The following is a 24069-nucleotide window of genomic DNA, read 5'->3' on the forward strand; positions in this document are numbered from 1 at the left end:
GTTCCCCGCCTGCCCAGGCAGCGGCACGCCACCCGTACCGGGATTCGCTGCCTGCCCAGACGCGGACACACCACCCGCACGGGGATTCGCTGCCTGCCCAGACGCGGACACACCACCCGCACGGGGATTCGCTGCCTGCCCAGACGCGGACACGCCACCCGCACGGGGATTCGTTGCCTGCCTAAGCGCCGGTGCGTCACCGGTGCGGTGGTCCGTCGGTGCTCCCGGGGAAGCGGCTGAAGCGGGGTCGGTGGGCGCCGAGTCGGGGTGTCGGGGAGCGGGTGCCGGAGGGCGCGGGGCATCCGGCGTGCGCGACGACACCGGCGGAGTCGGGGACGTCGGCGCGGGCGAGGCCGACGGGCGGATCGGGCGCAGCCGTGCCGTCGTCTCCGACGGGGTTTCTGCGGGGGCGCCCTGTCCCCCGGGCTCCCTGCCCGGACGGAGCCGGGACGTGGGGGGCGCCGACGGCGTCCGGGCCGGTGCGCCGGAGGACCCGGTGCTCGGGGGTGCGTCGGGGAACCGGGCCGAGGCGGGCGGTGGGGGCGGGCTCACCGGGTCGGAGACCTCGGGTACGGCCGACGGGCGCGGACGGTGGGCGCGCGGGACCGCGTCGGACGCGGGCCGTGCACCGCGCGGGGTGAAGACCGACGGCTCCTCGTCCGGGTCGTCGTCGAGGCGTGGCGGTGCGGAGGGCGTCGGCGGGCGCTGGGCCGGGGGTCCTGGAGGAGTCGACGGACGCCGCGGGATCGGGGCGTGGCGGGCTTCCGTGCTCATGCACCCCCCGTTTCCTCGTGCCCGGGCCGTCTCCTCGTACGCGGGCCGGTCTGCTGCTCGGCCGCACCCGGGTGTGGAAGCTCCTTCCGGGCACGCATACCCGTACGGCCGGACCGGCATCCCGGTTCACGCGGTGGCCGGGCGCGTTCCGCCGTACGTGCGCGTCACTCTACGGGTTGTCCGGGAGTGAAGGAGAACCAGTCCACGAGCCAGGGGCATCTGCCCGGAACGTCCCCCTACCCTGCGGTAATCCTGTCTGGCAGGCTTCCGTCATGACTGCGCGCGCCGCCGACCGGGCCCGTTACGACCGGGCCACCGCCCATCTCGACGCCCCTCTCGCGATCGTGGACCTGGACGCCTTCGACGCCAACGCGGACGACCTGGTCCGCCGTGCCGGAGGGAAGCCCGTGCGGGTCGCCAGCAAGTCGGTTCGCTGCCGGGCCCTGCTGGAACGCGTCCTGGCCAAGGACGGCTTCCAGGGCATCATGTCGTTCACCCTGGACGAGTCGCTGTGGCTCGCGCGTTCGGGGTTCGAGGACGTCCTGCTGGCCTATCCGTCGGCGGACCGGGCGGGCTTCGCCGAGCTGGCCGCCGATCCCAAGCTGGCCGGTGCCGTCACCGTGATGATCGACGACCCGGCGCACCTCGATCTGATCGACGCGTCGCGGGACGGCGGGCGTGAAGTGGTCCGGGTCTGCCTGGAGTTGGACACCTCGCTGAAGCTGCTCGGCGGCCGGGTCCGGGTCGGGGCCCGGCGTTCGCCGCTGCACTCCCCCGCCCAACTCGCCGAGCTGGCACGGTCCGTGGCCCGGCGGCCGGGCTTCCGGCTGGTGGGGATCATGGCGTACGAGGGACACGTCGCCGGAGTCGGGGACGCGGTCGCCGGGCGGCCCCTGCGCTCGCGGGCGATCCGGCTGATGCAGGCCGCCGCCCGGCGGGAGCTGGCCGAGCGGCGGGCCGCGGTCGTCCGGGCGGTGGGGGCGGTGGCCCCGGACCTGGAGTTCGTCAACGGCGGCGGTACCGGCAGTGTGCAGCACACCGCCGCCGAGGACGCGGTGACCGAGATCGCGGCCGGCTCGGGGCTGTACGTGCCGCGCCTGTTCGACAACTACACGTCCTTCACCGGCCGTCCGGCGGCCCTCTTCGCCCAGCCGGTGGTCCGGCGGCCCGGCGTCGGCGTCGTCACCGTGCTCGGCGGCGGTTACCCGGCCTCCGGTGCCGCCGGCCCCGACCGGCTGCCGGTGCCGTATCTGCCGGAGGGGTTGAGGTACGACCCGCAGGAGGGCCCCGGTGAGGTGCAGACCCCGCTGCTCGGCTCGCCCGCCGACGACCTGCTCATCGGCGACAAGGTGTGGTTCCGGCACGCCAAGGCGGGCGAGCTGTGCGAGCGGTTCGACACACTGCACCTGATCGAGGGCGACACGGTGACGGCCACCGTGCCCACCTACCGGGGTGAGGGGCGTACGTTCCTCTGAGTCCCGTGGGCAGCCCTACAGCGGCGTGACGTACGCGCCCGCGATCCCGCCGTCCACCAGGAAGTCGGTGGCGTTGACGAAGGAGGAGTCGTCGCTGGCCAGGAAGGCGACGGCGGCGGCGATCTCCTCGGCCTCGGCGAACCGGCCGAGCGGGATGTGGACCAGGCGGCGCGCGGCCCGTTCCGGGTCCTTGGCGAACAGCTCCTGCAACAGCGGGGTGTTGACCGGGCCGGGGCACAGCGCGTTGACCCTGATGCCCTCCCTGGCGAACTGCACCCCCAGTTCGCGGGACATGGCGAGGACGCCGCCCTTGGAGGCGGTGTAGGAGATCTGGGACGTGGCCGCGCCCATCCGTGCCACGAAGGACGCGGTGTTGATGATGGAGCCCTTGCCCTGGCGGCGCATGTAGGGGAGGGCGGCCTTGCAGCACAGGTAGACGGAGGTGAGGTTGACCTCCTGGACGCGTTTCCAGGCCTCCAGGCCGGTCTCCAGGATGGAGTCGTCGTCGGGCGGGGAGATGCCGGCGTTGTTGAAGGCGATGTCGACGCTGCCGTAGGTGTCGTACGCGGCCTGGAACAGCGCCTCGACCAGCTCGGGGTCGGTGACGTCGGTCTTCACGAAGAGCCCGCCGACCTCCTCGGCGGCGGCCTTGCCGCGGACCTCGTCGACGTCCGCGCAGACGACGTGGGCTCCCTCGGAGGCGAGCCGGCGGGCGCTGGCGAGTCCGATGCCGCTGCCGGCTCCGGTCACGACGGCGGTACGGCCGAGCAGGCGGCGGCAGACACTGTTGTCGGTCACTGTGCGGGGACCTCCGTGCTGAGGAAGACGTTCTTGGTCTCGGTGAAGGCGGTCAGGGCGTCGGGGCCGAGTTCCCGGCCGAGGCCGGACTGCTTGTAGCCGCCGAACGGGGTCCAGTAGCGGACGCTGGAGTGGGAGTTGACGGACAGGTTGCCCGCGCGTACGGCCTGCGACACGCGCAGGGCGCGGCCGACGTCCCGGGTCCAGATGGAGCCGGAGAGGCCGTAGGGGGTGTCGTTGGCGAGGCGGATCGCGTCCTGCTCGTCGGTGAAGGGCAGCAGGACCGCGACCGGGCCGAAGATCTCCTCGCGGGCCGCCGGGCTGTCGGGCCGCTCGCCGGTGAGCACGGTCGGCGGGAACCAGAAGCCGGGGCCGTCGGGGGCCGTGCCGCGCAGGGCCGGGGCGTCGTCGGGGACGTAGGACCGTACGCGCTCCAGTTGCCGGCCGGAGATGAGGGGGCCCATCTGGGTCTTCTCGTCGGCCGGGTCGCCCACGACCACGGCGGCCAGCGCTTCGGCGAGGAAGGCGCGGGCCTCGTCCAGCACCGTCTCCTGGACCAGGACGCGGGTGCGGGCGCAGCAGTCCTGGCCGGAGTTGTCCAGGAAGGAGAAGGGGTCGAGGGCGGCCTTGAGGTCGGCGTCGGCGAAGACGACGTTGGGGCTCTTGCCGCCGAGTTCGAGGGTGACCGGTTTGACCAGCCGGGCGCAGCGCTCCATGACCTCGCGGCCGGTGCGGGTGGAGCCGGTGAACACGATCTTGGCGACGTCCGGGTGGTCCACCAGTGCGCGTCCGGCGGTGTCGCCGTAGCCGGGCAGCACCTGGAAGAGGTGCTCGGGCAGGCCCGCCTCCAGGGCCAGTTCGGCGAGGCGGAGCGCGGTGAGCGGGGTGGTCTCGGCGGGCTTGAGGAGGACGGCGTTGCCGGCCGCGAGCGCCGGGAAGGAGCCCCAGGCGGCGATCGGCATGGGGAAGTTCCAGGGGGCGATGACACCGATGACGCCCAGCGGTTCCTGAAAGGTGACGTCCCAGCCGCCGGGGACCGGGATCTGCTTGCCGACCAGGCGCTCGGCCCCGCCGGCCGCGTAGAGGAGCAGGTCGCGGGCGTTGCCGGCCTCCCAGCGGGCGCCCGCGACGGTGTGGCCGGCCTCGCGGACCTCGAGCTGGGCGAGTTCCTCGGTGCGGGCGTCGACCACGTCGGCGAAGCGGCGCAGCAGCCGGGCCCGGTCGGCGGGGGCGAGGGCGGCCCACCGGGTCTGGGCGCGGGCGGCGCGTACGACGGCGGCGTCCACGTCCTCGGCGGTGGCGGCGGGGACGGTGGCGACGACCTCTTCGGTGGCGGGGTTGACGACGGTCAGCTCGTTCGGGTCGGACACGTGGTGACCTTTCACAGGCGTTCGAAGGAGCGGCGCAGCTCCCAGTCGGTGACCGCGGCGTCGAAGGCCTCCAGCTCGACGCGCGCCATGTTGCGGTAGTGGGCGACGACCTCGTCACCGAACGCCGCCTCGGCGATCGGGCTGTTCTCCCACAGTTCCGCGGCCTCGCGCAGGGTGGTCGGCACGTGCGCGTAGTCGGCGGTGTAGGCGTTGCCGGGGCAGGGGTCGGGCAGCTCCAGCTTGTTCTCGATGCCGTACAGGCCGGCCGCGACGAGCCCCGCCACGGCGAGATGGGGATTGACGTCCCCGCCGGGGAGGCGGTTCTCGAAGCGCAGGGAGCGGCCGTGGCCGACGACGCGCAGGGCGCAGGTGCGGTTGTCGTGGCCCCAGGCGACGGCGGTGGGCGCGAAGGAGCCCGGCTGGAACCGCTTGTAGGAGTTGATGTTGGGGGCGTACAGCAGGGAGAAGTCGCGGAGCGCGGCCAGCTGTCCGGCGAGGAAGTGCCGCATCACCTCGGACATGCCGTCGGGTCCGGCCATCGCGTTGGTGCCGTCGGCGTCGGCGAGCGAGAGGTGGATGTGGCAGGAGTTGCCCTCCCGCTCGTTGTACTTGGCCATGAAGGTGATCGAGACGCCCTCCTGGGCGGCGATCTCCTTGGCGCCGGTCTTGTAGAGGGCGTGCTGGTCGCAGGTGCGCAGCGCCTCGTCGTAGCGGAAGGCGATCTCGTGCTGGCCGGGGTTGCACTCGCCCTTGGCGGACTCGACGGTGAGGCCGGCGCCGGCCATGTCGTTGCGCAGGCGGCGCAGCAGAGGCTCGATGCGGCCGGTGCCGAGGATGGAGTAGTCGACGTTGTACTGGTTGGCCGGGGTGAGGCCCCGGTAGCCCGCGTCCCAGGCCTGCTCGTAGCTGTCCTTGAAGACGATGAACTCCAGCTCGGTGCCGACCTGGGCGGTGTAGCCGTGCTCGGCGAGCCGGTCGAGCTGGCGGCGCAGGATCTGCCGGGGGGCGGCGACGACCGGGGAGCCGTCGTTCCAGGCGAGGTCGGCGATGAGGAGCGCGGTGCCGGGGTGCCAGGGGACGCGGCGCAGGGTGGACAGGTCGGGGTGCATGGCGAAGTCGCCGTAACCGCGGTCCCAGGAGGACATCGCGTAGCCGTCGACGGTGTTCATGTCGGTGTCCACGGCGAGCAGGTAGTTGCAGCCCTCGGTGCCGTGGTGCAGGACCTCGTCGAGGAAGAAGCGGGCGGCGAACCGCTTGCCCTGGAGGCGCCCTTGCATGTCGGGGAAGGCCAGGACGACAGTGTCGATCTCACCGCTCGCGACCAGGGCGTGCAGTTCCTCGACGCCGAGCGGGGGTGTGCGGTCTGCCACGGGAGAGCCTCCTTCGGCGCCATCGCGCTTCTTCGGCCGGGCCGGGAGCCATAAGGTATTGCCGCGAACCATTGCTTGGGAAGGGGGTGCGCCCGGATGTCGCAGCGGACGGATGCACGGACGGTGGACGACCGGCTCGCTCCGGTGCTGCGGCCGGTGCGGGCGGGCAACGGCTTCGAGGAGGCGCTGGAACAGATCCTTCAGGTCGTACGGCTGGGCCTGGTGCCGGCCGGCGAGCGGCTGCCGGCCGAGCGGGAGCTGGCGGAGCGGCTGGGGATCAGCCGGGTGACGCTGCGTGAGGTGCTGAAGGTGCTCCAGGACCAGGGCCTGGTGGAGGCGCGGCGCGGGCGGTACGGCGGAACGTTTGTGCTGCCGCGCCCGGACGCGGGCGGCGAGGACGAGCTGCGGCGCCGGATCGCCGAGGTCGACATCGAGGACGTGCTGCGCTTCCGCGAGGTGCTGGAGGTGGGCGCGGCCGGGCTGTGCGCGGCGCACGGGCTGACACCGGAGCAGGCGGAGCGGCTGCGTCAGGCGCTGCACCGCACGCACGAGGCCCCGCTGACGGACTACCGGCGGGCGGACACGCTGCTGCACCTGACGCTGGCGGAGCTGTGCGGTTCGCCGTCGCTGACCGCGCAGTACGCGGCGGTCCGGGCCACCGTGAACGACCTGCTGGACCGCATCCCCCTGCTGGTGCGCAACCTGGAGCACTCGCAGCGGCAGCACACCGCGCTGGTGGAGGCGGTGCTGGACGGGGACGCGGACGGGGCGCGGGAGATGACGCGGGAGCACTGCGCGGGCACGGCGGCGCTGCTGCGGGGCTTTCTGGCGTGAGCCGGCTCTGAAAAGGTAAGCGTGTGGACCTTTGACATCGGATGAACCTGTGACGTCGAGGAGGGCAGTATGACCGCACGGCCGCTGATCGGTGTGAGCACGTACCTGGAGTCCGGCGTGCGCTGGGGGGTGTGGGACCTGGACGCGGTGCTGCTGGCGGCCGGCTATCCGCGGCTGGTGCAGCGGGCCGGCGGGCTGGCCGCGCTGCTGCCGCCGGACGCGCCGGAGCACGCCGAGGCGGCGGTGGCCCGGCTCGACGGGCTGGTCATCGCGGGCGGCCCGGACGTCGACCCGGCCCGGTACGGCGCGGAACGCTCGCCGCGCACGGGGCCGCCCGCGCCGGAGCGGGACGCCTGGGAGCTGGCGCTGATCGACGCGGCGCTGGCGGCGGGCGTGCCGCTGCTCGGGGTGTGCCGGGGCATGCAGCTGCTGAACGTGGCCCGCGGCGGCACGCTCGTCCAGCACCTGGACGGGCACGCGGAGGTGGTCGGCGCGTTCGGCGAGCACCCGGTGAAGCCGGTGCCGGGGACGTTGTACGCCGGGATCGTGCCGGAGGAGGTGACGGTCCCGACGTATCACCACCAGGCGGTGGAACGGCTCGGCGAGGGGCTCGTCCCGTCGGCCTACGCGGCGGACGGCACGGTGGAGGCCGTCGAACTGCCGGCGGACCTGGGGTGGGCGCTGGGCGTGCAGTGGCATCCCGAGATGGGCGAGGACCCACGGGTGATGGCGGCCCTGATCGCCGCGGCGGGCTGAGCACCGGTGCCGTTGCGGTTGCCTCTCCGGCGCGGCTACGTCGTGGCCTTTCATCCGCCGCCGGCTGAGCGCCGAGCTCGCGGCCGTCTCCCCGGTGCACCGTCACGACCCGTCGCGCCGTTCACTGAGCCCCGGTGACGTTACGGCCGCCACTCCAGCGCGGCTACTTCGTGGCCGGTAACCCTGCCGACTCAACGCCGATGAGCTCACCGCCGTCTGACCGGTACGCCGTCACCGCCGGTCGCTCAGCCCCGGTGACGTTACGGCCGCCTCTCCGGTGCGGCCACCTCGTGGCCAGTCGCGCGGTTCCCCGCGGCCCAGGGGACGGTTCAGCCTCGTGTCAGAGAGAGGAGTTCCCGGGCCGGGCCCGTGGGGCGGTGGCCCGTCGGCCACACCGCTCTCAGGTCCCGGCGGAGGGAGACGCCCTCGACCGGGATGCTGACCAGGCGCCGCATCGCCAGCTCCTCCCCCACCGCGAGTTCGCTGAGGACGGAGGGGCCCGCGCCGCTGACGGCGGATGCCTTCACCGCCGTCGTGGAGGACAGCTCGATCAGCGGGCGGGCCAGGCCGCCGAGGGCCGCGTCCAGGACCTGACGGGTGCCGGAACCCCGTTCGCGGAGGATGAGCGGGGTCGCGGCCAGTTCCGCCGCCGTCAGGGGCCGTCGGCGGCGGGCCCACGGGTGGGCGGGCGCGGTGACGACGATCAGCCGGTCGCGGGCGATGACCGTGGAGTCCAGGCCCGTGGGCACGGTCAGGCCTTCCACGAAGCCCAGGTCCGCCTCGCCGGTCAGCAGCAGTTCCGCGACCTTCGCCGAGTTCCCGGCGAGCAGCGAGACCGCCGTGTCGGGCCGCTCGGCGTGCAGCGCGAGGAGCCAGCCGGGCAGCAGGTACTCGGCGATGGTCATGCTCGCCGCGACCCTGAGCCGTGAGTCCCGCCGGTCCCGCAGGGCCCGCGCGCCCGCGTCGAAGGCGGCCGCCGCCTCCACCACCCGCCGGGCCCAGTCCGTGACCAGGGCGCCGGCGTCGGTGAGCCGGGAGCCGCGCGGTGAGCGGTCGACCAGGGCCACGCCCAGCTGCCGTTCCATGGAGCGGATCCGGCTGCTGGCGGCCGGCTGGGTGATGCCTACCTCGCGTGCCGCCGCGCCCAGACTGCCGAGCCGCGCCACCGCGAGCAGCAGCTCCAGCGCGGCGAGGTCCGGCACCCGGTGCGCCAGCGATTCCGTGCGTTGCCCCTCCGCCTCCCTCATAAGACCAGCTTATGCCCTCATAGGTCCATGGTCCCTGGTCCGGGACGCCCGCCGGCGGGATCTTGGACGCATGGTCACCGCAGTCCAGCCCCTGCCCCTCCCCCGCGCCGCCCGGCTCCGGCACCTCGGCCCCAACTGGTACGCCTCCGTGATGGGCACCGCGATCGTCGGTTCGGCCGGTGCCGCGCTGCCCGGTCCGGCGCACGGGGCGCGTGGTGTCTTCGCGGCCGTCTGGGCCCTGTCCCTGCTCCTGCTGCTGATCCTGCTGATCGCCCGGGCCCTGCACTGGAGCCGTCACCGCGACCAGGCCCGCGCCCATCTCCTCGACCCGGGCATGGCTCCCTTCTACGGCTGTCTGGCCATGGCGCTGCTCGCGGTGGGCGGCGGCGCCCTGACGGTGGGCCGGGAGCTGATCGGGACGCGTACGGCCGTCGCCCTGGACGCCGTGCTGTTCACCACGGGTACGGCGATCGGTCTCGGGGCCGCCGTCGCCGTGCCGTACTTGATGGCCGTACGGCATCGCGTGGACGCCGCCCAGGCCTCCCCGGTGTGGCTGCTGCCGCTGGTCGCGCCCATGGTGTCGGCCTCGGCCGGCCCGCCGCTGGTGCCGCATCTGCCGCCGGGGCAGCCCCGGGAGACCCTGCTGCTGGGCTGCTTCGCGCTCTTCGGGCTGAGCCTGCTGGCCGTACTGCTGATGCTGCCGCTGGTCTTCGCCCGGCTGATCACCGCCGGGCCGCTGCCGCTCGCGCTGACCCCGACCCTGTTCCTGGTCCTCGGCCCGCTCGGGCAGTCCACCACCGCCGTCGGGCTGATCGCGGACGCCGCTCCGGGCGTCGTAGCCGCCCCCTACGACCGCGGCCTCGCCGTCTTCGCCGTGCTGTACGGGGTGCCCCTCATGGGCTTCGCCCTGCTGTGGCTGGCGCTCGCGACCGCGCACGTGGTGCGGGCCGGGCGGCGGGGCATGGGCTTCACGCTGACCTGGTGGGCGTTCACCTTCCCCGTGGGCACCTGCGTCACCGGCGCCGCGGTCCTCGCCCGGCACACCGGTCTCGCGGTGTACGACGTCCTGGCGACCGGTCTGTACGGCGTCCTGGTGGCGGCCTGGCTCGCGGCGGCCCGCGGCACCGTGCGCGGCCTGTTCAGCGGCGTGCTGCTCGCAGCGCCCCGGCCAGCACCCGTGGCGCCTCCGCCAGGGACGGCCCGTACCAGGTCAGATGCCGTCCGCTGACCAGGGCGCAGGGCAGGCCCGGGAACGCCTCCGGGCCGTCGTCGGCGGTGAAGCGGTACGGCTCGTCGGGCAGGACCACCACGTCCGGCGCCCGCGCGCGCAGCTCGTCCAGGGGGACGCGGGGGTAGCGCTCGGGGTGGTGGGCGTACACGTGGTCGACGCCGAGGCGGGCGAGGACGTCACCCGCGAAGGTGTCCCGGCCGAGGACCATCCAGGGGCGCCGCCAGACCGGTACGACCGCCGTCCTGCGCTCCGCCGGCTCGGGCAGGGCCGCCCAGGCGTCCGCCGCCTCGGCCAGCCAGCCGGGCCTGCCCGGCGCGCCGCACGCGGTGAGCACCCGGTCCAGCTCGCCGACGGCCTGCGGCACGCTCCGCACCTCGGTGACCAGCACGTCCAGTCCGGCCGCACGGAGGGCGTCGAGGTCGGGCGCGCGGTTCTCCTCCTCGTTGGCGAGGACGAGGTCGGGGTCGAGCGCGACGATCCGCTCCACGTCCGGGTTCTTCGTACCGCCGATCCGGACGACGTCCAGCTCCTGCGGACGACTGCACCAGCCGGTGGCACCGACGAGGGCTCCGGGCAGGGTGACGGCCACGGCTTCGGTGAGCGACGGGACGAGGGAGACGACGCGCACTAGGCGGCTCCGGCTGGGGCGGCGCCCGGAAGGGGCGCGGGGAACCGCGTGACCGGCCCCGACGGCGCCGCGGACGGCGGACGCACCATCCCGTGACCCCCTTCCGTCGAGCTCTCAGCGAGACCTGTCGTGCGTCGCCTCGATGTGCTCCGCCACCGCCACCACGATCACCCGCGTGTCCGGCACGGTCGCCCGCCACCGGTGCCGTACCCCGCCCGTCAGATACAGCGTGTCGCCGCGCCCGAGGCGGTAGGCGCGCCCCTCGGCCTCGATCTCCACCGCACCGTCGGCGACGTACATCAGCTCGTCGTTGCGGTGCTGGAACTCGCGGCCGGCGTCGTGGTCACCGGTGAACTCGGAGGCGTGCAGCTGGTGGTGGCCGCGCACCAGGGAACGGGTCCGCGGGTCGAAGTCGCCCTCGGTGACGGCCTCGGCGCGGACGACGTCCACGCTGGCGGCCGGGTCGGCGGCGGCGAGGAGTTCGACGGCCGTGGTGCGCAGGGCGTCGGCCAGCTTCTCCAGGGACGTGCGGCTCGGGCGGGCCCGGTCGTTCTCGACCTGGCTGAGGAAGGGCACCGAGAGGCCGCTGCGCTGGGCCACGACGGCGAGGGTCAGTTCCAGCGCACGACGGCGCCGCCGGACGGCCGCGCCCACCCGCACGGGCTGCTGCTCTTTGTGGTCGCCCATCGCTCCGGCTCCCTCCCTCGCTCGTCGTGCCGCTCTCCGGGTGCCCGCTCCGGGGCACACCTCTTCCGATGACTTCTCTGCACCCTACGCATGTTCGGCAAACCGTTTCACGTGCCTGTCACATCCCTGACACTCCCGTGATCCCCGACCCTCACGGTTCGCGCCAGCGCTCGGGCGCCGCGGAGCGCTCCGGGACCCGGTCACCCTGGAGGATGAACATGCCGTCCAGCTGGGCCGGGGCCCCGGGCGCGGGCCATGGCTCCTCACGGTGGGTGATTGGCCGGAACCGTCCCGTGGGAGCGCGTCCGCGGGAGACGGGCGGAAGACCGCGAGGGGCGGGCGGCACCGGACGCGCGTCGGCGTCCGGCGGCGCCCGCCCCTCGGGAGGCGGTCCGGGCCGGTCAGGTCACCCGGCCGCCTGGCTCGTGGCGTCCTCCTTGCCGACCGGGGCCCACTTGTCGACGAGGCCGGGGTGCTGCCGCAGCCAGGCACGGACGGCGTCCTGCTCCTTGCCCTTGCCGGCCTTCTGGATCCGCGCCTCCAGGCCGGTCAGCTGCTCCTCGGTCATCGAGAAGTCCTTCAGCCACTGGCCGACGCGCGGGTTGTCGGCGGCGAAGCCCTTGCGGGCGAGGGTGTGCACGCCGTCGCCCCGGCCCCAGGCGCCCCGGGGGTCCTTGAGCTTCTTCAGGTCGTAGTCGCTGTACGCCCAGTGCGGCGACCACAGGGTGACGACGACGGGCTGCTTCCTGGCGTAGGCGCGCTTCAGTTCGGCGAGCATGGCGGGCGTGGAGCCGTCGACCACGTCGTAGGTGCCCTGAAGGCCGTACTCCTCGAGCACCTTGTTCTTCAGCAGGCCCATCATGCCGGCGCTGGGTTCGATGCCGATGATCTTCCCGTGGAACTCGGACGCGTGGTCCTCGAGGTCCGCCAGGGAGTTCACGTCCTTCACGTACGACGGGACGGTCAGCTCCAGGGACGTGGGGCCGTACCACTTGCCGAGGTCGTCCAGCCGCTTGCCGTACTTCGCCCAGTACTCGGCGTGGGTCGTGGGCAGCCAGGAGTCGGTCTGGAAGTCGAGCTGGCCGGTGGCGAGGCCGGTGTACAGCGGGCCGGCCGCGTACTGGGTGGTGGTCACCTTGAAGCCGCGCTCCTCCAGCAGCTCCTTCCACAGGAAGGTGGAGGCGATGCCCTCGTCCCAGGGGATGTAGCCGATCCGGATCTCCTTGCCCTTGCCGACGTCCGCGCCCGAGGCCTCGGAGGTGCCGGCGGAGGAGCCGAAGATCCCGAGCCCGCCCGCGACCAGGGCGAGGACGACCACGCCGGCGACGGCGACGGCCGGGCGCGGGCGGTACGACCACGCGCGCGTGCGGGCCTTCGCTGCGGCCCTGCGGCCCAGCGGGGAGAGCTGGGTGCCGAGCGCGCCGGTGACGCGGTCCAGGTAGATGGCGAGGACGACGATGCCGACGCCCGCCTCGAAGCCGTAGCCGATGTCGAGCTGGCCGATCGCCTCGTTGACGGCGCCGCCGAGCCCGCCGGTGCCGACCATGCCGGCGATCACGACCATGGACAGGCCCAGCATGATCACCTGGTTGACGCCGGCCATGATGGTGGGCAGCGCGAGCGGGAGCTGGACGCGCCACAGGATGTCGCGCGGGGTGGTGCCGAACGCCTCGGCGGCCTCCACCAGTTCGGCGTCGACCTGGCGGATGCCCAGTTCGGTCATGCGGACGCCGGGGGCGAGCGCGAAGATCAGGGTGGCGACCACACCGGCGGCGGTGCCCAGGCCGAAGAAGAGCATGGCCGGGATCAGCAGCACCATCGACGGCATGGTCTGGAGCAGGTCCAGGACCGGCCGTACGGCGGCGCCGACCGCCCTGGACCGGGCGGCCCAGATGCCCAGCGGGATGGAGATCACCAGGGCGATCAGGGTCGCCACGAGGACCAGGGCGAGGGTGGACATGGCCCGGTCCCACAGGTCGAGCGAGTCGACCAGCGCGAACCCGGCGAAGGCGAGGACACCGGCGAGCAGGCCGCGCAGCCACCAGGCGAGCACGGCGAGGATGCCGGCCATCAGCAGCGGCTCGGGGGCGGCGAGCACGGCGTCGATGCCGTCGTACATGCCCTCCATGACCGCCCTGATGGCGTCGAAGAGCCAGGAGAGGTGGTCGACCAGCCAGTTCACGCCGGAGTCGACCCAGTCCCCGAGGTGGATCCTAGGCACGGCCGGTCACCTTCCCCCGCGGGTTGTCACAGGGCGCGGGACCGGCCGTCTCCTCGCCGAGGAAGCCGACCAGCCGCTGTCTGGGGACGACACCGATGACGTGGTTCGCCTCGTCCACGACGGAGACGCGGTGGGACAACCGGGCGCTGATCGCGCACAGCCGGGTGAACGGGGTCTCCGGGGTCGCGGTCTCGCAGCCGCACAGCGGGGCGTCGGCCGTGACCGAGGTGTCCATGAGGGCACCCGCCGTCAGCACCCGGGACCGGTCGACGTCCTGGATGAAGGAGGCCACGTAGTCGTTCGCGGGGCGCAGCAGGATGTCCTCGGCGGTGCCGGTCTGGACGATACGGCCGTCGCGCATGACGGCGATGCGGTCGCCGAGCCGCATGGCCTCGTTGAGGTCGTGGGTGATGAAGACGATGGTCTTCTTCAGGGTCTTCTGGAGTTCCAGCAACTGGTCCTGCATGTCGCGGCGGATCAGCGGGTCCAGGGCGCTGAAGGACTCGTCCATCAGCAGCACGTCGGCGTCGGTGGCGAGGGCGCGGGCGAGGCCGACGCGCTGCTGCATGCCGCCGGACAGCTCGTCGGGCCAGGAGGTCTCCCAGCCGGCCAGGCCGCACAGGGCGAGCGCCTCGTCGGCGCGGCGCTCGCGCTCGGCGCGGGGCACGCCCTGCACTTCCAGGCCGTAGGCGGCGTTGTCGCGGACGCTGCGGTGGGGGAAGAGCGCGAAGTGCTGGAAGACCATGCTGATCTTCCGGGACCGCAGGTCGCGCAGCGCCCGGTCGGTGAGCGCGGTCAGGTCCTGGCCGTCGAAGCGCACGGTGCCCGCGGTCGGCTCCAGCAGCCCGTTGAGCGTGCGCAGCAGGGTGGACTTGCCGGAGCCCGACAGCCCCATGACGACGAAGATCTCGCCGGCCTCGACGCGGAAGGACGCGTCGATCACGGCGGCGGTCGTGCCGTCCGCGCGCAGCTCGGTCCGGTCCGCGCCCTCGCGCAGGCGTTCCACTGCTTCGTCGGGTCGTCTGCCGAACACCTTGTACAGGTGCTCCACCTCAAGCCTGGCTGACACGCGGACCTCTCGTCTGGCGGGGACAGGACAGAGGCCGCGCCTCCCCAGGCCGGGCCGGGTCAAACGCGTACGTGGCCGGGTTCACGGCGATGCGCGTGACGCAACGCGTTCCGGTGGCGGGGGCCGCTGTCGGTGCCGTGCGGCATGATGCGAGCGTGACCGGACGACTCATGCTTCTCGACACCGCCTCGCTGTACTTCCGCGCCTACTTCGGCGTCCCGGACTCCGTGAAGGCGCCGGACGGCACGCCCGTCAACGCGGTCCGCGGGCTGCTGGACTTCATCGACCGACTGGTCAAGGACCACCGCCCGGAGCACCTGGTGGCCTGCATGGACGCCGACTGGCGCCCGCAGTGGCGGGTGGACCTCATCCCCACCTACAAGGCGCACCGGGTCGCCGAGGAGCACGAGGGCGCGCCGGACGAGGAGGAGGTGCCGGACGCCCTCGCCCCGCAGGTGCCGGTGATCGAGGACGTGCTGGACGCGATCGGGATCGCCCGCGTCGGCGTCGCGGGGTACGAGGCGGACGACGTGATCGGCACGTTCACCGCGCGGGCCGGGGGCCCGGTGGACATCGTCACCGGCGACCGCGACCTGTATCAGCTCGTGGACGACAAGCGCGAGGTCCGGGTGCTGTACCCGGTGAAGGGCGTCGGCACGCTCCAGCTGACCGACGAGGCGGCGCTGCGCGAGAAGTATGGCGTCGACGGGCGCGGGTACGCGGATCTGGCGCTGCTGCGCGGCGATCCGAGCGACGGTCTGCCGGGCGTGGCCGGCATCGGCGAGAAGACGGCAGCGAAGCTGCTCGCCGAGTTCGGCGACCTGGCCGGGATCATGGCGGCGGTCGACGACCCGCGGGCGAAGCTCACGCCGTCGCAGCGCAAGCGGCTCACCGAGGCCCGGCCGTATCTGGCGGTCGCGCCGAAGGTGGTGCGGGTCGCCGACGACGTGCCGCTGCCGGACGTCGACACGGCCCTGCCGCGCACCCCGCACGACCCGGCGGCACTGGAGGCACTGACGCACCGGTGGGGCCTCGGCGGCTCGTTGCAGCGGCTGCTGAACACGCTGGCGGAATGAGGTCGGCCCATATTCCGGCAAAGGGATCTCATCGAACGCTCATCGAAGAGGCGTCGCATCCGGGCGAGGTGCTAACTTAGGTAACCCTAACCAATCCGCAGGAGGCCGTGATGGCAGAGCGTCCGGGACGAAAGCCGCGCAAGCCCCATACCGCCCAGGTGGTGCGCACCGAGCGGCTGACCCCGCACATGCAGCGCGTGGTGCTCGGTGGCGAGGGCCTGGCCGGATTCGCCGCGGACACCTGCACCGACCACTATGTGAAGCTGCTGTTCGGCGCGGCCGGTGTCACCTACCCGGAGCCCTTCGACCTGGAGCGGATCCGCGCCGAGTTCCCGCGCGAGCAGTGGCCGGTGACCCGGACCTACACCGTGCGCGCCTGGGACCCCGGACAGCGCGAGCTGACCCTGGACTTCGTGATCCACGGCGACGAGGGCCTGGCCGGCCCCTGGGCCCTGCGCGCGCGGCCCGGCGACACCGTGCGCTTCATGGGACCCGGCGGCGCCTACGCGCCCGACCCCGGGGCCGACTGGCACCTGCTCGCCGGGGACGAGAGCGCGCTGCCCGCCATCGCACGCGCCCTGGAGACGCTGCCCGCCGGCGCCCGCGCGCACGCGTTCATCGAGGTCTCCGGCCCCGAGGAGGAGCAGAAGATCGACACGGGGGTGCCGGTCGTCTGGCTGCACCGCGGCGACCGGCCGGTCGGCGAGGCCCTGCTGGAGGCCGTGCGGGGGCTGGAGTTCCCGGAGGGCCGGCCGCACGCCTTCGTGCACGGCGAGGCGAGCTTCGTGAAGGAGCTGCGCCGGCTGCTGCGGGTCGAGCGCCAGATCCCCCGCGAGGACCTGTCGATCTCCGGTTACTGGCGGCTCGGCCACAACGAGGACGGCTGGCAGGCCTCCAAGCGGGAGTGGAACGCCCGGATCGAGGCGGAGCAGGAGGGCGGCACGGTGGCGGCTGCCTGAGCGACGCGGAGGCGGCGGCATCCGGTGAGGGTGCCGCCGCTTTCGTGCGCCCGGTGCCCCTGTTCCCCGGCGAGGACCGGCTGCGGATCAGTCGCCCCGTACGCGCGCGTGCAGATGCATGTCGTGCCAGCCGTCCTGGTGGAGGTAGGCGCTGCGCTTGGTGCCCTCCAGGGCGAAGCCGGCCTTGCCGGCGACCCGGCAGGAAGCGGGGTTGGCGATGGCGTGCATGAGTTCCAGGCGGTGGAAGCCGATCTCCTCGAAGGCCCAGTGGGTCAGGACCGTCACGGCACGCAGGGCCACGCCCCGGCCCCGCGCCCCCGCCACCGTCCAGTACGCGATCTCGGCGACGCCGTCGCCGAGCAGGATCTGGCGCAGCGCGACCCGGCCCAGCAGTGCGTCCGTGCCCTCGTCCACGACGGCGAACTGCGCCTCGCGCTCGTCCGCCCACCCCGTCCGCCACTGCGCGATCCAGTCGGCGGCCTCTTCCGCGGAGTCGCAGGAGCGGCCGTGCCACTGGCGCAGCACCGGGTCCGCGAAGGCCGCGTGCACGGCGGGCGCGTCCTCGGCCCGCCACGGGCGCAGGAGCATGCCGTCGGCGGCGGGGAGGGTGGGCTGCGGGGCGCGGACGAGGGTGCCGGGGGTCAGGACGGGGCTGGTGAGAAACGGCATGATCCCTATCCTGCCGAGTGCGGGGCCGGCGGACCGCCTCATTCCGTCGGCCACCGGGGTGACCGTCCGCCCGTACCCTTGACCCCGATGAGACGCCGTACGCCGCCCCCGCCCGCCCCGCTCCCCCAGCGCGAGGGGGTGGATCCCGTCCGCGTCCGGCTGCCCGTGGCCGGGGCGTGGGCCACCGTGCGGGAGCATCTGGTGGAGCGGCTGACGGGGGCCCCGCCCGGGGTGGTCGAGTCGATGTTCGCCGCCGGGCTGGTGGTCGGGGCCGACGGGCGGGCCGTGGCGCCGGACGCGCCGTACCGGCCGGGGATGTTCGTCTGGTTCCACCGCGAGCTGCCCGCCGAGGTGCCGGTGCCGTTCCCGGTGGAGGTGGTGTACCGGGACGAGCACATCGTGGTGGCCGACAAGCCGCACTTCCTGGCCACGACCCCGCGCGGCTCGCATGTCGCCGAGACCGCGCTGGCCCGGCTCCGGCGCGAGCTGGGCATCCCGACGCTGACGGCGGCGCACCGGCTGGACCGGCTCACCGCGGGGCTGGTGCTGTTCACGGTGCGGCCCGAGGAGCGGGGCGCGTACCAGTCGCTGTTCCGGGACCGGCGGGTGCGCAAGGAGTACGAGGCCGTGGCGCCGTACGATCCCGCGCTCGTCCTTCCCCGGACCGTGCGCAGCAGGATCGTGAAGGAGCGCGGGGTGCCGGCCGCGCGGGAGGTGCCGGGCGAGCCGAACGCCGAGACCCGGGTGGAACTGATCGGGCACCGGGCCGGGCTGGGCCGCTACCGGCTCGTGCCCGCCACCGGGCAGACCCACCAGCTCCGGGTGCACCTGACCGCCCTGGGCGTGCCCATCCTCGGCGACCCGCTGTACCCCGAGGTGACCGCTCCGGTCCCGGCCGGCGACTTCCGCCGCCCCCTGCAACTGCTCGCGCGGGAGCTGGAGTTCACCGACCCGGTCACCGGCACGGAACACACGTTCACCAGCACCCGCACCCTCCGCGCGTGGACGTCCCACGAGGCTTGGGCGGACGGGACCTAGCCCGGCGGGCGCCGGCGCCACAGCCGTCCGGGACCTCGCCGCCCGGCGTCACCTGCCAGAGGCAGCCGAGCCCGCCAGGTGTGCTCCGCCGGGGAGAACCGACCCCACCGGAGGGCGACGGCCTCACCGGACGAGCCGACCTCACCGGACGCCGACCTCATCGGGCAAGCCGACCTCACTGGGCAGGCCGAACCCACCGCACGACGCCGAACCCACTGCGCAGGCCGACCCCGCCCTCACAGACAGCGCCGACGCAACAGCCAGCCGAGACCTCGCCGGACGACGGCCCCGGCCCCCTGCCAGAGACAGCCGAGCCCGCAGCGGAGGCGCTCCGGCTCGACGGAGCGCCTCCTCGGGCCGCGGCACCCGCCCCCACCGGAGCGGGTGCCGCCCGGGAGTCACCCCGTTGTCACTCTCCGCGCCACCAGCGCAGCAGCCGGCCCCACAGGCCCCGGGGGCGGGGCGGTTCCGGGGTCGGAGGGGTGGGGGGCGGGGCGAAGGGCGCGCGGGCGGGTGCCGGGGCCGGGTCGGCGGTCGGGGCCGGGTCGCTGCTCAGGGTGCCGACCTGCCAGTGGGAGCGCTGCGGCGGGACCGGCATGGCCCGCGGCGGCATGTCGACGTCCTGCTGCGGCTTCGGTTCGAAGCGCACCGGCAGGGCCACCAGGTGCCGGGAGGCGATGGACGACCGCCAGCGCAGGTCCTCCTCGGCGCAGTCGAGCTGGATGTCGGACAGCCGCGTGAGCAGCGCGTCGACGCCGACGTCGGCGATGGCACGGCCGATGTCCTGGCCGGGGCACTCGTGCGGGCCGCCACCGAAGGCGAGATGGGCGCGGTTGCCCTGCATGCTCGCGGACAGGTCGGGCCGCACCCGCGGGTCGACGTTGCCCGGTGCGGGCGCGAAGAGCAGCCCGTCACCCTTGCGGATCTGCCGGCCGCCCAGCTCGGTGTCCTGCTTGGCGTAGTAGCCGAAGACCGTGCTGAAGGGCGGCTCGTCCCACAGGGACTGCTCGATCGCCTCCGGCACGGTCATCTGGCCGCCGTTGAGCTGGGCCCGGAACCCCGGCTCGGTGAGGACCATGCGCAGCGCGTTGGCGAGGAGGTTCACGGTGGCCTCGTAGGCGGCGAATAGGACGACCCGCAGGTGTTCGCGGACCTCGTCGTCGCTGAGCCCGGCCGGGTGGGTGAGGAGGTGGCTGGTGAAGTCGTCCTCGGGCCGGGCGCGCCGCCGGGTGGTGAGCCGGCTGAGCGCGTCCATGACGTAGGTGTGGCTCTGGATGGCGGTCTCGGTGCCCTTGAGTGCGTCACGGGCGGCCTGCACCATCCGGTCGTTGTACTCCTCGGGCATGCCGAGGATCTCGCACATCACGGCCATCGGCAGGTGCTCGGCGAACTGGCCGACCAGTTCGGCCCGGCCCCGCTCGCAGAAGCTGTTGACCAGGATCTGGGTGTAGCGGCCGATGTGCCGGCGCACCCCGCGGTGGTCGATGGTCTCCATGGCCGCGGTGACCGCGCCGCGCAGCCGCTTGTGCTCCTCGCCCTCGGCGTGGGAGCAGATGGGCTGCCAGGCGATGTGCGGCATGAGCGGGTGGTCGGGCTTGACCATGCCCTCGCGCAGCGGGGTCCAGACCCGGCTGTCGCGGGTGAACTGCGAAGGGTTGCGCACCAGTTGCAGGTTCTCGGCGTGGCCGAGGACCACCCACATCGGTACGTCGTCGTGGAGCAGCACGGGCGCCACGGGGCCGTGCTCCTCCCGCAGGCGCTCGTAGAGGTCGCCGAGGTCCTCCGCGTCAGGGCCGTACAGCCGGCGCGGCAAGCCGGGGCCGAGGCCGTGCGCGGGGCAGCCCGGGGGCGGACCGGAGAGGGTGTCGGGTGTCCCGGTCGGTGAGGGGGATTCAGGCGTCACAGTGGTCGCTCCGGAACGGAAGGGGTCGGGGTCGGTGGGCTGCCGGTCAGGTGAGGGCGCCGGACATGGCGAGCGAGTGCAGGAAGCCCATCAGGGTCATCAGCACGTCCTTGCTGGAGGCACGGCGGCGCACGTCGCAGTCGATGATCGGGATGTCCGGGCTCAGGTCCAGGGCGGTGCGCAGTTCCTCGATCGGATAACGGGGCGCGTCCGGGAAGGAGTTGACGGCGACGACGAAGGGCACGCCGCCCTCCTCCAGCCGGCCCATGACGTCGAAGCTGACCTCCAGGCGCCGGGTGTCGACCAGGACGACCGCGCCGAGCGCGCCTTCGAACAGGCCGTTCCACAGGAACCAGAAGCGCTCCTGGCCGGGGGTGCCGAAGAGGTAGAGCACCAGTTTCTCGGTGATGCTGATCCGGCCGAAGTCCATGGCCACGGTGGTGGCCGTCTTGGACTCGGAGCCGTAGTCGTCGTCGACGCCGATGCCGGCCTGGGTCATGGTCTCCTCGGTGGTCAGCGGTCTGATCTCGCTGACCGAACCGACCATGGTGGTCTTGCCGACGCCGAACCCGCCCACGATCACGATCTTCACCGCGGCCTGCGCGGTGTGCGGCAGGTGGTCCTCGGTGCGCGGGCCGGGGAGGGTGTCAGAGCCTTTGAAGTCCATGCATCACCGCTTCGAGGAGTGAACGGTCGGGAAGCGCCTGGCGGACGATGGGGGCGCGCGCCTGCACCAGTTCGGCCGTGATCAGCTCGGTGAGCAGGACGGTCATCGTGCTGAACGGCAGTCGGAGGTAGGCCGACAGCTCCGCCACGGACAGGGGGGCCTTGCAGAGCCGGAGCACTGCCGCCTGCTCCGGGGTGGCGGAGACCGGGGGCGCGGAACGCGCGACGATCAGGGTCACCAGATCGAGTTCGGCGCGGGCGCCGTCGCCGGAACCGGCGACGGAGTACAGCCGCTCCGGGTTGTCGCCCGGCCCCTTGGCCTCCACCGCCTCGGGCGACGGAGGCTGCGGCAGCCGCGGGGGCTGTGCGGCGGGCGGGGGCTGCGGCCGGCGCCGCGTGCGTCGTGGAGGGGTCATACGGTCTGCCCGTTCCGCCGGGGCGGACTGGTGAGATGGGCGCCGATCCGGACGACGAGGTCACGCATCATGCCGCTCATGCGCCCCGGTTCGCAGGTCACGTCGGAGAGCACGGCGAGGTAGGCGTTGGGGCCGGCGTTCATCAGGTAGAAGTAGCCGCCGTCGATCTCGAAGACGACGGTCTTCATGTCGCCGGCGCCGGGCAGCTCCTGGATGATGGCGCCGGCCAGGCTCTGTACGCCCGCGCAGGCGGCGGCGACCCGGTCGGCGGCGTCGGGGTCGCCGCCGTAGCGGGCGATGCGCAGACCGTCGGCGGAGAGGACCACGATCATCTCGATGCCCGGCACGCCGTCGTTCAGCTGCTTGAGCATCCAGTCAAGGTTGCCTCGCTGCTGGATCACTTGAGGTCCCCCTCGTCGTCGGCCTCCATGGCGCCCGGGGCGGGGTCGGCCGAATCTTTGAGCAGATGCAGGTACTTGGTGGGGTGGAGCGTGAAGTCGGTCAGTTCGGAGGTGGGGGTGTCCGGGGGCATGCCCTCGCGCAGGCCGTCCCAGAAGGCCTCCATCCACATGCCCGGCGGCCGTTCCATGAGCTTCTTGCGCTCGGGGTCGATCTCGGGCTCGGGTTCCGGCTCCGCCTGCTTCTGGGACCAGATGGTCGGCCGGCCCTCGCGCTCGGCGCGTTCGATGGCGGCCTGTTCGGCGTACCGCTGGCTGAGCGGGGTCTTCACCCGGCTGCGGCGCTGCGGCAGGCCGCCCGCGGTCCACTCCGTGACCTCGGGGATGTCGTCCTCCAGTGAGATCCCGGCGGGGATCTTGGGGCTGGTGGGACGGCGCTTCTTGGGCGGGCGCTTGGGGCCCTCGACGGCGTCCGCCGTGGGGATCTGGGCGGCGGCGGCCCCGATGCCGTGCGCGGCGCCGACGCCGGGTTCGGTGGTCGTCATGACGCGCGGCACCACGAGGATCGCGCGGACACCGCCGTACGCGGAGGAGCGCAGCGAGACGTCCATGTCGAACCGCTTGCAGAGGCGGCCGACGACGGCGAGGCCGAGGCGCGGGTTCTCGCCGAGGTTGTGCGCGTCCTCGCCGTTCTTGGCGTCCTCGATCATCCGCTCGATGCGGGCGCGGGACTCCTCGCTGAGGCTGACACCGCAGTCCTCGATCTCGATGACGACGCCCGCCTGCACCTCGACGGCGGTGACGTGCACCTTCGTCGACGGCGGCGAGTAGCGCGTGGCGTTGTCGAGGAGTTCGGCGGCGGCGTGGATGACCGGCTCGACCGCGGTGCCCTTGATGTTGATGTTGACGATCGAGGCGAGGTTGATGCGGCGGTACTCCAGGATGCGGGACATCGCGCCGCGCAGCACGCTGTAGAGGGAGACCGGCTTGGGCCACTGGCGGCCGGGCCGGCCGCCGCCGAGGACGGAGATGGTGTCGGCGAGCCGGCCGATCAGCGAGGTGCCGTGGTCGATGCGGAGCAGGTCGTCGAAGACCTCGGGGTTGCGGCCGTGGTCCTCCTCCATCTCGCGGAGTTCGTAGGCCTGCTGGTGGACGATGGCCTGGACGCGGCGGGCGACGCTCACGAAGGAGCGCTCGGTGGCGTCGCGCATCGAGATCTCCTGGTCCGCGCCGCGCAGCGCGATGCGCACCAGCTCGCGGTAGCCCTCGGGCAGGCCGCGCAGTTCGGGATCCGCGTCGAACACGTCGCGTACGACGTCCCGGAGCACCTGGCCGCGGCGCAGCCGGTAGAAGCCGGCGGGCAGGACATCGGTGGCGAAGCGCTCCATCAGATCGTTGTGCGCGGCGATCCGCTGCTCCAGGTACGCGGCGTGCCGGGCGTGTTCGGCCCGCGCCTCGCGGAGCAGACGGCCGCGCCGGACGGCCTCCCCGGCCGTGCCGAGGACCAGCAGGACGGCCAGTGCTCCGCACACGCCGACGGCGAGCCGGGCCGTGGGCGGTACCAGGGCGACGGCGGCCCCGGCCGCCGCGGCCATCACTATGGCCGGTGGCAACAGCACGCGCGCATAGGGACGTTCACGGCGACCGGGAGGCTTCTGAACACTCACCATGGATGCCTTCTGAGACGAATCGGCTGGGTGTCGGGGGTGCTTGCGGGGGGAAGGTACAGGGAACTGTCGGGATGGTTTCCGCATTTGGGAACAGACGCACGATTTACCTCAACTCGGTGCGCCGCGGGCGAGCTTAGTCCGACCGGATCATCGCCGTGTCATATTCGGCAAGCACCTGAAATCGCCCCGCGAGGGGGAGTACTCTCAACTCCTTTTGCACGCTGGGCTTTTGCTCGCACACGAGGCGTAACGGCGCACGGGCGTACGAGAGTCGCTCACCGTGCGGAGTGAAAAGGGGACCGCGGCCGCACCTCGGCGGCCGCGGTCCCCGTTCCCTTCGCCGTGACCGCCATCACCCGGTCACGCCGAGCACCGCCTTCCCCGGCACCCGAGCGGGGCGAAGACGGCCAGGGCCGACGGGTCCACCGGATGCCCGGCCGATGCTCAGCCCACGCCTCGCCGGGCGCCAACAGGCCGCCGCGGATTCCGGAGCGCTTCCCGCGGCGAACACGCTCCGCTCATCGGCACCCGGCACCCGGCACCCGGCACCCGAACAGGCTGCGCGGCGCGGTGATCCCGGCCATGGGCAGGGCGGCGGTGTCCGCGAGAGCGACGCCGTCCGGAACGACGGCGAGGCGGACCGACGATCCGCCGGCGACCGCCCGGGCCTGTCCGCCACGCTCCTCCGGGAGCGGGCGGAGCCGCCCGGCGAGGCCATCGGAACCGGCGGCCCGCCACCCCTGGATCCCGCGCGGACGCTTCCCGCCGCCGGCCTTCCTGCGCGCCCCGGCCGGTCTGACGGCAGCCACGACGT

22 protein-coding genes are annotated in these 24069 nt (G+C 73.3%); 7 read left to right on the forward strand and 15 right to left on the reverse strand.

Going from position 1 to position 24069, the window contains the following annotated elements; genetic code table 11:
• The first annotated feature begins 1046 nt into the window (after positions 1-1046).
• Positions 1047-2249: an amino acid deaminase/aldolase gene (locus tag OO52_RS28010; RefSeq protein ID WP_030654720.1), complete on the forward strand. Its 1203-nt coding sequence runs from the start codon at positions 1047-1049 to the stop codon at positions 2247-2249.
• Between the two features lie 15 nt (positions 2250-2264).
• Here OO52_RS28010 and OO52_RS28015 read toward each other — a convergent pair whose 3' ends face one another.
• Genes OO52_RS28015 through OO52_RS28025 form a run of 3 tightly spaced genes read right to left on the reverse strand, consistent with a single transcriptional unit; the run spans position 2265 to position 5787 of the window.
• Complete coding sequence (locus OO52_RS28015; protein ID WP_030654718.1) at positions 2265-3047, reverse strand: 3-oxoacyl-ACP reductase; 783 nt, start codon at positions 3045-3047, stop codon at positions 2265-2267.
• Complete coding sequence (locus tag OO52_RS28020) at positions 3044-4417, reverse strand: aldehyde dehydrogenase family protein (protein WP_030654716.1); 1374 nt, start codon at positions 4415-4417, stop codon at positions 3044-3046. The genes OO52_RS28015 and OO52_RS28020 overlap by 4 nt, the downstream gene beginning before the upstream one ends.
• Positions 4418-4428: 11 nt before the next feature.
• Positions 4429-5787: a glutamine synthetase family protein gene (locus OO52_RS28025; protein WP_030654714.1), complete on the reverse strand. Its 1359-nt coding sequence runs from the start codon at positions 5785-5787 to the stop codon at positions 4429-4431.
• 96 nt (positions 5788-5883) lie between these two features.
• On the opposite strand from OO52_RS28025, the gene OO52_RS28030 reads away from it, so the two are divergent.
• Positions 5884-6621 (forward strand): FadR/GntR family transcriptional regulator, encoded by a 738-nt coding sequence (locus tag OO52_RS28030; RefSeq protein WP_030654712.1) that lies wholly within the window; start codon positions 5884-5886, stop codon positions 6619-6621.
• 69 nt (positions 6622-6690) lie between these two features.
• On the forward strand, positions 6691-7377 hold the full coding sequence (locus OO52_RS28035) for a gamma-glutamyl-gamma-aminobutyrate hydrolase family protein (protein WP_030654710.1): 687 nt from the start codon (positions 6691-6693) through the stop codon (positions 7375-7377).
• Positions 7378-7706: 329 nt separating this feature from the next.
• On the opposite strand, the gene OO52_RS28040 is transcribed toward OO52_RS28035, so the two are convergent.
• A complete protein-coding gene (locus OO52_RS28040) occupies positions 7707-8624 on the reverse strand; it encodes a LysR family transcriptional regulator (RefSeq protein ID WP_030654708.1) in 918 nt (305 codons plus the stop codon).
• A 70-nt stretch (positions 8625-8694) separates the two neighbouring features.
• Here OO52_RS28040 and OO52_RS28045 point away from each other — a divergent pair, with 70 nt between their 5' ends.
• The gene (locus OO52_RS28045) at positions 8695-9852 is read left to right on the forward strand and encodes a TDT family transporter (RefSeq protein WP_030654706.1); all 1158 of its coding nucleotides are present in this window, start codon (positions 8695-8697) and stop codon (positions 9850-9852) included.
• Here OO52_RS28045 and OO52_RS28050 read toward each other — a convergent pair.
• From OO52_RS28050 to OO52_RS28065, 4 genes are all read right to left on the reverse strand, one after another.
• Positions 9764-10483: a helical backbone metal receptor gene (locus tag OO52_RS28050; protein WP_030654704.1), complete on the reverse strand. Its 720-nt coding sequence runs from the start codon at positions 10481-10483 to the stop codon at positions 9764-9766. The two genes, OO52_RS28045 and OO52_RS28050, sit on opposite strands and share 89 nt — an antisense overlap.
• Positions 10484-10597: 114 nt before the next feature.
• Positions 10598-11170, reverse strand: coding sequence for a helix-turn-helix domain-containing protein (locus OO52_RS28055; protein ID WP_030654701.1), 573 nt, complete (start codon positions 11168-11170; stop codon positions 10598-10600).
• A 406-nt stretch (positions 11171-11576) separates the two neighbouring features.
• Positions 11577-13391, reverse strand: coding sequence for an ABC transporter permease/substrate binding protein (locus OO52_RS28060; RefSeq protein WP_030654698.1), 1815 nt, complete (start codon positions 13389-13391; stop codon positions 11577-11579).
• The gene (locus tag OO52_RS28065; RefSeq protein WP_030654697.1) at positions 13384-14460 is read right to left on the reverse strand and encodes a quaternary amine ABC transporter ATP-binding protein; all 1077 of its coding nucleotides are present in this window, start codon (positions 14458-14460) and stop codon (positions 13384-13386) included. The genes OO52_RS28060 and OO52_RS28065 overlap by 8 nt, the downstream gene beginning before the upstream one ends.
• A 155-nt stretch (positions 14461-14615) precedes the next feature.
• On the opposite strand from OO52_RS28065, the gene OO52_RS28070 reads away from it, so the two are divergent.
• Together OO52_RS28070 and OO52_RS28075 are read left to right on the forward strand one after the other, a co-directional pair.
• Complete coding sequence (locus OO52_RS28070) at positions 14616-15536, forward strand: 5'-3' exonuclease (RefSeq protein WP_030654695.1); 921 nt, start codon at positions 14616-14618, stop codon at positions 15534-15536.
• 110 nt (positions 15537-15646) lie between these two features.
• Positions 15647-16495: a siderophore-interacting protein gene (locus OO52_RS28075; protein ID WP_030654693.1), complete on the forward strand. Its 849-nt coding sequence runs from the start codon at positions 15647-15649 to the stop codon at positions 16493-16495.
• 87 nt (positions 16496-16582) lie between these two features.
• Here OO52_RS28075 and OO52_RS28080 read toward each other — a convergent pair whose 3' ends face one another.
• Entirely contained in the window at positions 16583-17164 is a 582-nt protein-coding gene (locus OO52_RS28080) for a GNAT family N-acetyltransferase (protein WP_030654691.1), read from the reverse strand.
• Positions 17165-17251: 87 nt separating this feature from the next.
• On the opposite strand from OO52_RS28080, the gene OO52_RS28085 reads away from it, so the two are divergent.
• Positions 17252-18202 carry an RluA family pseudouridine synthase gene (locus OO52_RS28085; RefSeq protein ID WP_030654689.1) on the forward strand — a complete coding sequence of 317 codons (951 nt, stop codon included), beginning with the start codon at positions 17252-17254 and terminating at the stop codon, positions 18200-18202.
• 409 nt (positions 18203-18611) lie between these two features.
• Here OO52_RS28085 and OO52_RS28090 read toward each other — a convergent pair whose 3' ends face one another.
• From OO52_RS28090 to OO52_RS49985, 6 genes are all read right to left on the reverse strand, one after another.
• Entirely contained in the window at positions 18612-20105 is a 1494-nt protein-coding gene (locus OO52_RS28090) for a cytochrome P450 (protein WP_030939320.1), read from the reverse strand.
• 46 nt (positions 20106-20151) lie between these two features.
• Positions 20152-20772, reverse strand: a complete 621-nt coding sequence (locus OO52_RS28095) for a GTP-binding protein (RefSeq protein ID WP_030654030.1) — start codon at positions 20770-20772, stop codon at positions 20152-20154.
• Positions 20753-21187, reverse strand: coding sequence for a DUF742 domain-containing protein (locus OO52_RS28100; protein WP_030654028.1), 435 nt, complete (start codon positions 21185-21187; stop codon positions 20753-20755). The genes OO52_RS28095 and OO52_RS28100 overlap by 20 nt, the downstream gene beginning before the upstream one ends.
• Positions 21184-21588 (reverse strand): roadblock/LC7 domain-containing protein, encoded by a 405-nt coding sequence (locus tag OO52_RS28105; protein ID WP_030654027.1) that lies wholly within the window; start codon positions 21586-21588, stop codon positions 21184-21186. Before OO52_RS28105 ends, OO52_RS28100 begins: the two co-directional genes overlap by 4 nt.
• Positions 21585-23255, reverse strand: a complete 1671-nt coding sequence (locus OO52_RS28110; RefSeq protein WP_196945605.1) for a sensor histidine kinase — start codon at positions 23253-23255, stop codon at positions 21585-21587. Before OO52_RS28110 ends, OO52_RS28105 begins: the two co-directional genes overlap by 4 nt.
• Positions 23256-23773: 518 nt before the next feature.
• Positions 23774-24064 (reverse strand): hypothetical protein, encoded by a 291-nt coding sequence (locus OO52_RS49985; RefSeq protein WP_158712575.1) that lies wholly within the window; start codon positions 24062-24064, stop codon positions 23774-23776.
• Positions 24065-24069: the final 5 nt, after the last annotated feature.

It is taken from the genome of Streptomyces flaveolus (assembly GCF_000716535.1).
Lineage (GTDB): Bacteria > Actinomycetota > Actinomycetes > Streptomycetales > Streptomycetaceae > Streptomyces > Streptomyces flaveolus_A.